This is a genomic window from [Pantoea] beijingensis, from assembly GCF_022647505.1.
In the GTDB taxonomy this organism is placed as follows: Bacteria; Pseudomonadota; Gammaproteobacteria; order Enterobacterales; family Enterobacteriaceae; genus Erwinia; species Erwinia beijingensis.
The window spans coordinates 542,599-555,434 of the sequence record NZ_CP071409.1 but is presented as its reverse complement, the minus strand read 5'-3'; the positions used below and the strand labels follow the sequence as shown (position 1 = coordinate 555,434).

14 protein-coding genes are annotated in these 12,836 nt (G+C 51.4%); 7 read left to right on the top strand and 7 right to left on the bottom strand.

Annotated features, from left to right (window positions below):
- Positions 1-165: 165 nt before the first annotated feature.
- Complete coding sequence (gene nrdD / locus J1C60_RS02570) at positions 166-2,346, top strand: anaerobic ribonucleoside-triphosphate reductase (protein ID WP_220485593.1); 2,181 nt, start codon at positions 166-168, stop codon at positions 2,344-2,346.
- Positions 2,343-2,807 carry an anaerobic ribonucleoside-triphosphate reductase-activating protein gene (gene nrdG / locus J1C60_RS02565; RefSeq protein WP_128178566.1) on the top strand — a complete coding sequence of 155 codons (465 nt, stop codon included), beginning with the start codon at positions 2,343-2,345 and terminating at the stop codon, positions 2,805-2,807. Before nrdD ends, nrdG begins: the two co-directional genes overlap by 4 nt.
- Before the next feature lie 28 nt (positions 2,808-2,835).
- On the opposite strand, the gene J1C60_RS02560 is transcribed toward nrdG, so the two are convergent.
- Together J1C60_RS02560 and J1C60_RS02555 are read right to left on the bottom strand one after the other, a co-directional pair.
- Positions 2,836-3,885, bottom strand: coding sequence for a permease (locus J1C60_RS02560; protein ID WP_128178567.1), 1,050 nt, complete (start codon positions 3,883-3,885; stop codon positions 2,836-2,838).
- A gap of 129 nt (positions 3,886-4,014) precedes the next feature.
- The gene (locus J1C60_RS02555) at positions 4,015-4,647 is read right to left on the bottom strand and encodes an NAD(P)H-binding protein (RefSeq protein ID WP_128178568.1); all 633 of its coding nucleotides are present in this window, start codon (positions 4,645-4,647) and stop codon (positions 4,015-4,017) included.
- Positions 4,648-4,890: 243 nt separating this feature from the next.
- On the opposite strand from J1C60_RS02555, the gene J1C60_RS02550 reads away from it, so the two are divergent.
- Positions 4,891-5,409 carry a type 1 glutamine amidotransferase domain-containing protein gene (locus J1C60_RS02550; protein WP_128178569.1) on the top strand — a complete coding sequence of 173 codons (519 nt, stop codon included), beginning with the start codon at positions 4,891-4,893 and terminating at the stop codon, positions 5,407-5,409.
- Between the two features lie 19 nt (positions 5,410-5,428).
- Here the strand turns inward: J1C60_RS02550 and J1C60_RS02545 are convergent, their stop codons facing one another.
- Positions 5,429-5,875, bottom strand: coding sequence for a YhbP family protein (locus J1C60_RS02545; RefSeq protein WP_128178570.1), 447 nt, complete (start codon positions 5,873-5,875; stop codon positions 5,429-5,431).
- Between the two features lie 105 nt (positions 5,876-5,980).
- Here J1C60_RS02545 and J1C60_RS02540 point away from each other — a divergent pair, with 105 nt between their 5' ends.
- Positions 5,981-6,301, top strand: a complete 321-nt coding sequence (locus J1C60_RS02540) for a GIY-YIG nuclease family protein (protein WP_128178571.1) — start codon at positions 5,981-5,983, stop codon at positions 6,299-6,301.
- Here J1C60_RS02540 and J1C60_RS02535 read toward each other — a convergent pair.
- Together J1C60_RS02535 and ubiT are read right to left on the bottom strand one after the other, a co-directional pair.
- Positions 6,267-6,770, bottom strand: a complete 504-nt coding sequence (locus tag J1C60_RS02535; RefSeq protein ID WP_128178572.1) for a GNAT family N-acetyltransferase — start codon at positions 6,768-6,770, stop codon at positions 6,267-6,269. The genes J1C60_RS02540 and J1C60_RS02535 overlap by 35 nt on opposite strands.
- Positions 6,764-7,288 carry a ubiquinone anaerobic biosynthesis accessory factor UbiT gene (ubiT, locus tag J1C60_RS02530; protein ID WP_128178573.1) on the bottom strand — a complete coding sequence of 175 codons (525 nt, stop codon included), beginning with the start codon at positions 7,286-7,288 and terminating at the stop codon, positions 6,764-6,766. Before ubiT ends, J1C60_RS02535 begins: the two co-directional genes overlap by 7 nt.
- Positions 7,289-7,492: 204 nt before the next feature.
- Between ubiT and ubiU the strand changes: the two genes are divergently transcribed.
- The 3 genes from ubiU to J1C60_RS02515 all read left to right on the top strand — a co-directional run bounded on the left by ubiU (position 7,493) and on the right by J1C60_RS02515 (position 10,749).
- Positions 7,493-8,488, top strand: a complete 996-nt coding sequence (ubiU, locus tag J1C60_RS02525; RefSeq protein ID WP_128178574.1) for a ubiquinone anaerobic biosynthesis protein UbiU — start codon at positions 7,493-7,495, stop codon at positions 8,486-8,488.
- An 8-nt stretch (positions 8,489-8,496) separates the two neighbouring features.
- The gene (locus tag J1C60_RS02520; protein ID WP_128178575.1) at positions 8,497-9,375 is read left to right on the top strand and encodes a U32 family peptidase; all 879 of its coding nucleotides are present in this window, start codon (positions 8,497-8,499) and stop codon (positions 9,373-9,375) included.
- Between the two features lie 363 nt (positions 9,376-9,738).
- Positions 9,739-10,749, top strand: coding sequence for a luciferase-like monooxygenase (locus tag J1C60_RS02515; protein WP_128178576.1), 1,011 nt, complete (start codon positions 9,739-9,741; stop codon positions 10,747-10,749).
- A gap of 66 nt (positions 10,750-10,815) precedes the next feature.
- Here J1C60_RS02515 and J1C60_RS02510 read toward each other — a convergent pair whose 3' ends face one another.
- Positions 10,816-12,738 (bottom strand): DEAD/DEAH family ATP-dependent RNA helicase, encoded by a 1,923-nt coding sequence (locus J1C60_RS02510; RefSeq protein WP_128178577.1) that lies wholly within the window; start codon positions 12,736-12,738, stop codon positions 10,816-10,818.
- Between the two features lie 16 nt (positions 12,739-12,754).
- The gene (yrbN, locus tag J1C60_RS18665) at positions 12,755-12,811 is read right to left on the bottom strand and encodes a protein YrbN (protein WP_128178672.1); all 57 of its coding nucleotides are present in this window, start codon (positions 12,809-12,811) and stop codon (positions 12,755-12,757) included.
- Positions 12,812-12,836 lie beyond the last annotated feature (25 nt).

Genomic DNA, 12,836 nt, shown 5'->3' with positions numbered 1-12,836 from the left:
TCTTTTCCCATTATTCTCCTTTTTACCGGTCCTATTGCAGCCCTTCAGACACACCGCCTTCGATCGATAACAAACTTTTATTCCCCCTGCTCAATCTTTGTTTTGCATCAATAAAAACTCAGTTAATTTGCAAGAAATTACTATATATAGCGTTTATCATGCATCATGAAATCAACATGTAGTGTTACAGATACAGGGAGAAGCACGGTGGAAACGGTCGTAATAAAACGGGATGGCTGCCAGGTAATCTTTAATGAACAACGCATTTGCGATGCCATTACCGAAGCGGCAAAAGCCGCGCGGGTTGAGGATCATGACTACTGTGCCACCGTGGCCCGTCTGGTGAGTGAACAGATGCGGGATCGTAAACGTGTCGATATCCATGAGATTCAGCAGGCTGTAGAAGATCTGTTGATGAGGGGACGTTATCCACAGCTGGCGCGTATTTATATCGAATACCGCCACGATCGCGATGTCGCCCGTGAATCACGCGGTAAGTTGAATAAGGCGATTCGCGGTCTGGTGGAGCAAACCGATCCTGCGCTACTGAATGAAAATGCCAATAAAGACAGCAAGGTTATCCCTACTCAACGCGATCTACTAGCCGGGATCGTCGCTAAGCACTATGCACAACAACATCTTTTGCCGCGCGACGTCGTCAATGCACATAATCGTGGTGAAATTCACTATCACGATCTTGATTATTCGCCCTTTTTCCCGATGTTTAACTGTATGTTGATTGATTTGCACGGCATGTTAAACAAAGGCTTCAAGATGGGAAATGCTGAAATTGAACCGCCTAAATCTATTTCCACGGCAACCGCAGTAACCGCACAAATTATTGCTCAGGTCGCCAGCCATATTTATGGCGGTACCACCATCAATCGCATCGATGAAGTATTAGCGCCCTTCGTGCTCGCAAGTCTGGCTAAACATCGAGAAACTGCACAAGCCTGGCAAATTGCCGATGCTGAGGGTTATGCCCTTACCCGCACGGAAAAAGAGTGTTATGACGCATTCCAGTCGCTGGAATATGAGGTAAATACGCTCCATACCGCCAACGGACAGACACCGTTCGTCACCTTTGGCTTTGGCCTCGGCACTTGCTGGGCTTCCCGGCTGATCCAGCAGTCAATTCTGCGCAACCGCATCGCCGGGCTAGGTAAAAATCATAAAACCGCCGTGTTCCCCAAACTGGTGTTTGCCATCCGCGAAGGCGTTAATCGCCGTCCGGGTGATGCGAACTATGATATTAAGCAACTTGCACTGGAGTGCGCCAGCAAACGCATGTATCCCGATATCCTCAATTACGATCGCGTGGTGGAGGTGACGGGCTCTTTTAAAACGCCGATGGGTTGCCGCAGCTTTCTCGGTGTTTATGAAGAAGAGGGCCAACTGGTCCATGAAGGTCGTAATAATATTGGTGTGATCAGCCTCAATCTGCCGCGTATTGCACTGGAAGCCGAGGGTGATGAATCGCGCTTCTGGGCGCTACTGGACCAACGTTTGCTGCTGGCGAAACGGGCGTTGATGACGCGTATCGCTCGGTTGGATGGCGTAAAAGCACGCGTGGCGCCCATCCTCTATATGGAAGGCGCATGCGGCGTACGCTTAAAAGCCGATGATGAAATCGCCGGGATATTTAAAAATGGACGCGCTTCAGTGTCGCTGGGCTATATCGGAATCCACGAAACGATTACCGCATTAAGCGGGGGGCAAACACATGTTTACGACGATGAAGTCCTACGGGCCAAAGCCGTGGCTATCGTTGAACGTATGCGTGCCGCGGTAGAAGCGTGGAAAGAAGAAACCGGTTATGGTTTTAGCCTCTACAGTACACCCAGTGAAAATCTGTGTGACCGTTTCTGCCGCCTTGATGCCGCGCAGTTTGGCCTGGTAAAAGGGGTGACCGACAAAGGGTATTACACCAACAGTTTCCATCTCGACGTTGAGAAACAGGTCAATCCGTACGACAAAATCGATTTCGAAGCCGCCTATCCGCCCATCGCAAACGGCGGTTTTATCTGTTATGGCGAATATCCTAACATTCAACACAATCTGAAGGCGTTGGAAGACGTATGGGATTATAGCTACGCACGCGTGCCTTACTACGGTACCAATACCCCTATCGACGAATGTTACGATTGCGGTTTCACCGGCGAGTTCGACTGCACCAGTAAAGGGTTTACCTGTCCGAAATGCGGCAATCACGATACCTCACGCGTTTCCGTCACGCGGCGGGTCTGTGGCTACCTCGGTAGCCCGGATGCCCGCCCTTTCAACGCGGGCAAACAGGAAGAAGTGAAGCGGCGAGTAAAACATCTGCAAAATGGCCAAGTAATATGAATATTCACCAGTATTACCCGGTGGATATCGTCAATGGCCCCGGTACACGCTGCACGATCTTCGTTTCAGGCTGCGAGCATCAGTGTGAAGGTTGCTACAACAAAAGCACCTGGCGGTTACATTCTGGCGTGCCTTTTACCCCTGAAATGGAAGACATCTTAATCGCCGATCTTAATGACTTGCGTATCCCACGCCAGGGATTGTCGCTTTCAGGCGGCGATCCGCTGCATCCCGCAAATCTTAACGATATTCTGCGGTTAGTGAAACGCGTACGGGACGAATGTGCAGGGAAAGATATCTGGATGTGGACAGGCTATACGCTGGCTCAGTTAACGCCGGAACAGTTGCAGGTTATCAGCCATGTGAATGTGCTCATCGACGGTAAATTTATCCTGCCGCTGAAGGACCCGATGCTGCTGTGGCGTGGCAGCAGCAATCAGGTCATTCATTATCTACGCTGAGTTGTCGTAGTTAATGGCCTCAACGGGGCTATAGCAGCAGTAGAGCCAGTCCGCCGACAATAATTCCGCTCAGGATCACCAACCCCAGCGTCAGCCACAGCGATTTTGCCGGAAAGACATGGTGCAGCATAAACAGTGAGGGCACGCTGAGCGCTGGTAACGTCATCAGCAACGCCAGCGCAGGTGCCGTGCCCATTCCCGCCAGCATCATGGTTTGTACAATGGGGATCTCGGCTGCGGTTGGAATGACGAAAAGGCTACCTGCAATCGCCATCGCAATCACCCACAGCAACGAGTTATCAATCGCGCCATCTGCATGTGGAAACAGCCATACACGCGCAGCACCCAACGCCAGCACGGCAATAACATAAATCGGGATGGTGCTCCAGAACAGCGTCCAGAGCGCGCGCAACCAGCGAGTTAAAAAATTCCCTTCGTCCGCCTGAATTGGATTTAGCGGTATCTCCTGTAAAGGCTGCGGTGTCTTTGCCATAAATTTTTGTACCAGCGTGGCAATACCGAGCACCATAATAACACCCGCCACCAGACGCATGAGCGTGAACTGCCAGCCCAGTACAAACCCCATAAAAACCAGCGTTGCGGGGTTAAGCAAAGGATTACCCAGCCAGAATGCCAGCGCACCGCCCGCTGACACCGATGATTTACGCAGACCGGCCGCTACCGGTGCCGCACAGCAGGTGCACATCATCCCCGGCAGCGATAACACCGTTCCAAACAAAGTGCCGGAAAAACGCGCAGAGCCCAGCGTTTTTATCAACCAATGTCGCGGTATTAACACCTGTACCAGCGAACCGAGGAGCACGCCCAGTACTGCCGCTTTCCAGATGGCGAGAAAGTAAACCAAAGCGTAATCCCACGCTGCCTGAAAGGGCTGGCTGCTCGCGTTAGCCAGTATTGAATTACCGATACTATGTGTTTCCGCAGAGGTAAAGGCTTTACCGTAATAGGGTTGCCATTTAACGATCCACAAACCAATAATAACGACCAGCAGAAAGAGTAAGGGTTTCCACCAGGCAAAACGTGGCCGGGCTACGGAATGAGAAAGAGGCTGTGACATGATTAGACTCGTATTCAGACTGAATAACGTATCGGTGGAAGTGACCCGACGACAGTAGTCGCCGATAATACACGGGCTTTTTTTACGGTTTTATGCTTCATGCCTTATTTCGTGATTTCAGTCACATTTTTAACTGCTCCGCGGTATTTTGCCTGATTCGATGATGGTGAGCCGAGCCTCTACGGGCGCGAAAGCTTCCCGTAGCAGTAGCTGTGCGACATCGCTGGCGGCCACCGCTCGCCAGTTACCCGGTAGCCGTTTGAAGAACGGCGCTATAAAAGATTCTCCCTGCCGCCGGTTATCACGATCGCCCAGTAAGAGTGATGGCCTGACCAGCGTTAAACGCGGCCAGTTTTCATGTCGTAAAGCATTCTCCATCTCTCCTTTCACACGACTATAGAAAAATGGCGAATGGCTATTGGCGCCTTTTGCACTGACCACCAATAGATGTTCCGCACCCAATCGTTGTCCAGCCAATGCAGTATCAACCACCAGCGTATAATCTACGTAAATAAAAGCGTCTTTGCTGCCAGCCTGTTTACGTGTGGAGCCCAGGCAACAAAAAACCCGATCTACCGGCGTGTCCAGCGAACGCAATACATCCGTCAGATCGGGTTCGACAAGGTTTATTACCTTGTTCATTTTCGCTAGTGGACGGCGCGTCGGCGCAATAATTTGCGTAACGCGTTCATCAGCCATCAGCAAACGCAGTAGATGACCTCCCACCAGCCCGGTAGCTCCCGTCAGCAACACTCTACTCATGACGTTCTCTTTTCTATCTGGTTTTTATCAGTATATACCCTAAATAATCCGGGCCACGGCAATGGCTCTTCCCCTCTGCAGCCCCACAGGAATTGATAGCGGATTGAAATGCCTTGTTACTGAACGATAACGCTTTAACTCATTGTTAGTAATAGTTAATCCTCCATATGCATTATTAAACATTGCATTATCAGCATACTCAACCAGGCTTTAGAGGTGGTTTAATAGCAACAGGAGGAATAAATGGGTAAGAAAATTGCGGTGTTAATCACCGATGAATTTGAAGACTCCGAGTTTACCTCTCCCGCCAATGCCTGGATCAACGCGGGTCACGAGGTGGTGACAATCGAAATGGAAGCGGGAAAAACCGTGACCGGTAAGCAGGGAGAAGCGCAGGTGACGATCGATAAAGCGATTGATAATGTTGATCCAGCCGAATTTGATGCACTACTGCTGCCCGGCGGCCATTCACCTGATACGCTGCGCGCTGACGATCGTTTTGTGAAATTCACCAAAGATTTCGTGGCCAGTGGCAAGCCTGTTTTCGCCATTTGCCACGGCCCCCAGTTGCTGATCAGTGCGAATGGCGTACGCGGCCGTAAAATGACTGCGGTAAAAGCCATCGCTATCGATCTTAAAAATGCAGGCGCTGATTTCTATGATAAGGAGGTCGTGGTGGATGGGGATAAGCTGGTGACCAGCCGTACCCCGGACGATCTTCCAGCATTTAACCGCGAATCACTGCGGATCCTTAACCTGTAACTCTGCGTAAGGGATCGACTCAGGTCGATCCCCCGGGACGCGTCCAACTGAGTTTCTTACCAAAACCCAGCGTGTTATCCGTCATTTTCAATTCATCCAGCCGAATTTCCCATAAAGGGGCTGACGCTTTCTTCGCGACCGGGAAGCGCTTGCAGTAAACCGCCCGTGCCCGCAGTTCATCCTCGCCTTCCAGCCGCCGGATGCTACCCCGATATTGCACACCTTTGATTAACAGCACCGTTTTCGGCTGACCATTGATAGTCCCTGCAACCCCCGGCGTACGTAGCATCTGCTCTCCGTGCCGCGTGTCGCATTCAGTCATCAACCAGAAAACGATACGCTCAGCATCAAACACATAAAAGCAGTTAGCACACCACAGATGTTCATGGCTGCCACAGCAAAGTGAGAGTACATGCTGCTTTTTTAGATAGCGACTGATTGCCACCAGCGATTCGGTATCGGACAAAATTACTCCATTACGTGGGAGAACAAACCTTCACTTTGCCACAGTGCAGCATCACTTGAATACCGCTAGAATAACCAGCGTAATTTTTGTTTAACAGGAGGGGGAATGAATACTGAAAGTGCCCCAGTGTGGCAACTGTACATTTTACGCACTGCTGCAGGGATGTTCTACACCGGCATTACTAATAACGTACAGCGGCGTTTTCAGCAGCATCAAACGGGTAAAGGCGCAAAAGCGCTACGCGGCAAGGGGCCACTGGCCTTGCTATTTTGCTGCGAAGTCGGCGATCGCGCCAGTGCATCAAAACTGGAGTACCTGGTCAAGCAGCTCAAAAAACGTGACAAAATCAGGCTGGTCGAAAGCCAGCCTGCGTCACTGACCGAATGGCTGCTCAGAAACGGTCAAAATGCGGGGCATACGCAATAAGCCCTTCTGCATTCTGGTAAGCATTATCTGCCAGTTTTAACACCTGGAATGCAGCCTCTGCGCCCTGCCATTGGCAGTGTAACTGATGCCTTGCAGCAGGCTCAAAGCCATAGCGGCCATAATACTCCGGATCACCTAATACCACGACGGCGGCATAGCCAAATTCATTGAGGGTGTCCAGGCTGTCATAAACCAGCTGCTTCCCTATACCCTGTTTACGTACGCGCTCATCAACGGCATGCGGAGCTAACCCCACCCATTGCCGATCTTCACCCTGGATCCATACGGGGCTGTAGGCGATGTAGCCCAGTACTTGCCCTTCATCATCCACAGCAACCACACCTAACGTCAGCAAGCCATCTTCGCGTAGCTGCCGCACCAGTTCGGCCTCGTTTGAGGTTTTAAAACAGCGACGTAACAAGCTATCAATACCTGCCGCGTCCATACCGATCTCTGTACGAATTAACATGGTGCTCCTGCGCGATTCTTGGGAGAATTCGCGTCCTCATTCAGTCCAGCTTCAACAAATTGAGCCAGTTGCATTAACCCGATGCGCAACGGCGTCGGCATGGATTCTAACTCGATCGCATCCATCAAATTTTTCACTTCAAGTCCAAGTTCAGTGTCACCTTCAATCACCAAACGACGCTGGAAAAACAGGGTATCCGGATCCACTTTACGTGCCGCGACCCGAATCAGATCATTCGCGTTACCCCGAAACCAGACGTCGGCTTCTTCGCGCTCGGCTATCTGCAATTGCCCCTCATCCACCGTGGTTGACCAGCGTAATGCAAGATCGCCAATTTCAATGCCCAGCCAGCGTCCTTCCAGGAAGTCTAACTCACCCTCTTCCAGAGCGCGGCGGAACTGCCAATTTAGTAATTGCTGTAAAAACTGCTTCTTTATAGCGAAGGGGGTCAATTGTAGCGGAAAACGCAGCAGCTGTGGACCTTTACGCACACACTGAGCTCGAAGCTGACTCAACACAGTTATTTCTCCTGTCGACTTTTTCGCTATTTTGCCACACCAGCAAAATACGTAAGGCGGCTGGATCAACAAACTGTGCGAACGTTAATGCTTTTATCGTTAATCATGCCCAATCAATACGCCATTCGCTGCCTTAAATCAAAATTTGTCTCTTCTCGCGCGTCTACACTTGGCGCTGGTTATTGCTTATTCCAGAGAAAAAACATGGAACTTCTTTGTCCTGCCGGGAATCTTCCCTCACTGAAGGCAGCTATCGAAAACGGAGCTGACGCGGTTTATATCGGCCTCAAAGATGATACGAATGCGCGACACTTTGCGGGTCTTAATTTTACCGAAAAACGTCTGCTGGAAGGGGCCCGTTATGTCCATCAGCATGGTCGCAAGCTACATGTCGCAATCAATACGTTTGCGCATCCCGATGGCTACAAACGCTGGGAAAATGCAGTAGATCGTGCTGCTGATATCGGTGCTGATGCCCTGATTCTGGCCGATCTGGCGATGCTGGAATACGCAGCTGAGCGCTACCCACACATTGAGCGTCACGTCTCGGTACAGGCGTCAGCTACTAATCTTGAAGCTGTAAATTTTTATCATCGTCACTTCGCCGTATCCCGCGTGGTATTACCGCGCGTACTTTCAATGCATCAGGTTCGCCAGTTGGCACGAGTGACGCCAGTCCCGTTGGAGGTTTTCGCGTTTGGTAGCCTGTGCATTATGGCGGAAGGCCGCTGCTATCTCTCTTCTTATCTGACCGGCGAATCACCAAATACAGTAGGCGCCTGCTCACCTGCACGCTATGTCCGCTGGCAGCAAACTTCCGAGGGGCTAGAATCGCGATTGAATGAAGTATTGATCGATCGCTATAGCGAGGGGGAAAACGCGGGCTACCCAACGCTCTGTAAAGGACGTTATAAGGTGGATGGCGTGCAATATCATGCGCTGGAAGAGCCCACCAGTCTGAATACTTTGACATTACTTCCCGAGCTGCTGCAAGCCAATATCGCTTCAGTAAAAATTGAAGGACGCCAGCGCAGTCCGGCGTATGTGTCCCAGGTCGCGCGTATCTGGCGACAGGCTATCGATCGCTGTATGGCCGATCCAGCCGCCTTTAACGTCCAGCAGTCCTGGATGGCCGCTTTGGGCGCACTTTCGGAAGGCACGCAGACCACGCTTGGCGCATACCACCGTAAATGGCAGTAGGAAAAACCATGAAATATGCATTGGGGCCGGTACTCTGGTACTGGCCAAAGGATCAGTTGGAAAACTTTTACCAGGCCGCAGTGGCAAGCAGCGCTGACATTATTTATCTCGGTGAAGCAGTATGCAGCAAGCGCCGCGCAACGCGCTATCAGGACTGGCTTGCAATGGCAAAGACCCTGGCAGGTGCAGGCAAACAGGTGGTGCTTAGTACTCTGGCACTGGTGCAATCACCGTCAGAGCTGGGCGAAGTAAAACGTTATGTCGATAACGGCGAATTCCTGATTGAGGCCAGCGATCTTGGCACGGTGAATATGGCGGCCGAAAAGAAATTGCCTTTTGTCGCCGGGCATGCGCTGAACTGCTATAACGCCGTGACGCTTCGCCTACTGGTAAAACAAGGAATGACTCGGTGGTGTATGCCTGTAGAGCTTTCACGCGACTGGCTGAAGAATGTGCTTACCCAATGTGAAGAATTAAACATTCGCCACAAATTTGAAGTTGAAGTATTTAGCTACGGTAACTTACCGCTGGCCTTATCAGCACGCTGCTTTACCGCCCGTTCGGAAAACCGTGCGAAAGATGAGTGTGAAACCTGCTGTATCAGCTACCCTAACGGACGCCACGTGCTCTCTCAGGAGGATCAACAGGTTTTCGTACTGAACGGCATCCAGACCATGAGCGGTTATTGCTATAACCTGGGTAACGATCTGCTTTCAATGCCGGGATTGGTTGATGTTGTAAGACTTTCTCCTGATAGCCAACAGACTATCACTATGATTGAGCATTTCCGCGCGAATGAGAAAGGAGATGCGCCGTTAATGATGGCCAAAAACAATGATTGTAACGGCTACTGGCGTAACCTGGCTGGACTGACACTACAAAACTAATCAACCAGCCCGTCTTGTGATGGGCTGTAAATGACCGCATGACGACGGTATACCCTGGCCGCCCTTCTCCGATCAAATCTCCCCTGCCGGCAGCAATCTAATCAGCAAGTAGAGAGGGTCTACTTCGCGGTACAAATAAAGATGGCACGATCGGCGCAAAAACCTGAAGTGGATAAATTCCCTAAAAATAAATGCAGTTTTAATATGGGTAATGATGGGTAATACTGGAACGAATTAATAGCAGGCGAATGAGTTAGTCAGCCTGTCCCTATACCGCTGGGGTTGCAGAGGCATTAATACTGATACGTTCAAAGCTGCAACCCACAGTCCCCAGAGAATACGCAGACAAAAAAGTGAGCTGATATGTCTGAGAAAAAAGCTGTTCCTTTATCGGTGCTTGATCTGGCACCTATCCCCCAAGGTGCTACGGCAAGAGACGCTTTCCATACCTCTCTCGCACTAGCGCAGCAATCGGAAAAGTTGGGCTTTCATCGTTACTGGCTGGCTGAGCATCATAATATGACCGGTATCGCCAGCGCGGCCACCTCAGTGTTGATCGGCTATCTTGCGGCAGGTACCAGCACGCTGCGCCTTGGTTCCGGCGGCGTGATGCTGCCAAACCATGCACCGCTGGTTATCGCCGAACAGTTTGGCACTCTGGCTTCGCTCTATCCCGATCGTATTGATTTGGGGCTGGGCCGTGCGCCGGGTTCTGACCAGCGCACAATGATGGCATTGCGTCGTCATCAGACCAACATGCAAGCCGATAGTTTCCCGGAAGATGTCGCTGAACTGATCCGCTGGTTCGATGCAGCTGACAACGAACAGCCCCCCGTACAGCCAGTTCCAGGATTAGGATTGAATATTCCCGTCTGGCTGCTGGGCTCCAGCCTTTATAGCGCCCAGTTGGCGGCGAAAATGGGGTTACCTTTCGCCTTCGCATCGCATTTTGCACCGGATATGCTGTTCCAGGCGTTACATCTGTACCGCGAAAGCTTTGTCCCTTCAGCGCGGTTGGATAAGCCTTATGCCATGGTTTGCGTTAATGTCGTCGCAGCTGACAGCGACCGGGATGCTCGCTTCCTCTTCACTTCAATGCAGCAGCAGTTTATTAATCTGCGGCGGGGCCAACCCGGGCCGTTGCCCGCGCCGGTGGAAAATATGGATAACCTCTGGTCACCTTCAGAACAGTATGGTGTGCAGCAGGCATTAAGCATGTCGGTGGTTGGTAATATCGATCAAGTACGCCATGGATTAGCTTCACTGATCCGCGAAACGCAGGCGGATGAGATAATGGTTAATGGTCAGATTTTTGACACGCAGGCACGATTACGTTCGTTTGAGTTGGCTATGCAGGCTGCTAAATCGCTTTAAAACCGTTGTTCTACCCTACAGGCGAAAAAAAACCAGCCCGAAGGCTGGTTTTTTACGCGTTAGCGATTAAGCATCGCGACGGCGTGTTGGTGTGCTTCCGCCATCCTGACGTGGACCACGGTTGCCACCGTCACGGCTAAAACCACCACGACCACCGCCGCCTTCGCGACGATCACTGAAGCGACGAGCACCACCTTCACGGCCAGCAGGAGCGGCGCCGCCAAAGCTACCGCGCCCAGCACCAGCACCGCCACCACGACGTTCGCCACCACGTTCAGGACGATCGTTACTACGTGGCTGAGCATCACCCAACAGTTGCATATTCATCGGCTTGTTCAGAATACGCGTACGGGTAAAGTGCTGCAGGATATCACCTGGCATACCTTTCGGCAGTTCAATAGTTGAATGGGTGCCAAACAGTTTGATGTTACCGATGTAACGGCTGCTGATATCACCTTCGTTAGCAATTGCACCAACGATATGACGAACTTCAACACCATCATCACGGCCAACTTCAATGCGGTACAGCTCCATATCGCCCACTTCACGACGTTCACGACGTGGACGATCGCCATCACGTGCTTCACGCGGGCCACGATCGTTGCGATCGCCACGACGATCGTCGCGACGCTCATCACGCTCGCGAAACTCACGACGTGGACGCGGTGCGGCATCTGGTGGCAGGATCAGTGGACGTTCACCCTGAGCCATTTTCAGCAGCGCTGCGGCGAGCGTTTCCATATCCAGTTCTTCTTCCGGCTGCATTTTAGCCAGCAGAGCACGGTATTGATCCAAATCGCTGCTTTCCAGCTGCTGTTGCACTTTAGCAGCAAATTTAGCCAAACGACGAGCACTCAGCAGTTCTGCATTTGGCAGCTCGACTTCAGGGATCGTCAGCTTCATGGTTCGTTCAATGTTGCGCAGCAGACGACGTTCACGGTTCTCAACGAACAGCAGTGCACGACCTGCACGACCTGCACGACCGGTACGGCCGATACGGTGAACATAAGATTCCGCATCCATTGGGATATCATAGTTAACCACAAGGCTGATACGCTCAACATCCAGGCCACGAGCGGCAACATCGGTCGCAATCAGGATGTCGAGACGACCATCTTTCAGGCGCTCCAGCGTCTGCTCACGCAGTGCCTGGTTCATATCACCATTAAGCGCAGCGCTGTTGTAGCCACTACGTTCCAACGCTTCTGCCACTTCCAGCGTCGCATTTTTAGTGCGAACGAAGATAATCGCCGCATCAAAATCTTCTGCTTCAAGGAAGCGAACCAGTGCATCATTTTTACGACCATAAGCCGTCCAGTAACTCTGACTGATGTCCGGGCGCGTTGTGATGCTGGACTGGATACGGACTTCCTGCGGATCCTTCATGAAGCGACGCGTAATGCGGCGAATTGCTTCCGGCATGGTTGCAGAGAACAACGCCGTTTGATGCCCTTCAGGGATCTGCGCCATGATGGTTTCAACGTCTTCGATGAAACCCATACGTAACATTTCGTCGGCTTCATCCAGAACCAGTCCACGAAGATTAGACAGATTCAACGTACCGCGTTTCAGGTGGTCTAACAGACGGCCTGGCGTACCCACAACAATCTGTGGTCCCTGGCGCAATGCACGCAGCTGCACGTCATAACGCTGGCCACCGTACAGTGCCAGAACGTTAACGCCGTTCATATGTTTAGAAAAATCAGTTGCAGCTTCAGCAACCTGAACCGCCAACTCGCGAGTTGGTGCCAGCACCAGGATTTGGGGTGCTTTCAGATTACTATCAATATTGTTTAGCAGCGGCAGCGAAAACGCAGCCGTCTTGCCACTACCGGTCTGAGCCATACCCAGCACATCACGGCCAGCCAGCAGATGTGGGATACACTCTGCCTGGATTGGTGATGGCTTAACGTAACCCATATCATTCAGGGCTTCGAGGATGGAGGCGTTAAGGCCCAGGTCAGCAAAAGTGGTTTCAATCTCAGTCATGTAGTACACAAGCCTCTTAAATTTCGGCGGCCAGTCTACATAACTCGTCGTGAAAATATTCAGTCATTTTCATTGAAAAGTGTGAACCGGCTCAAATT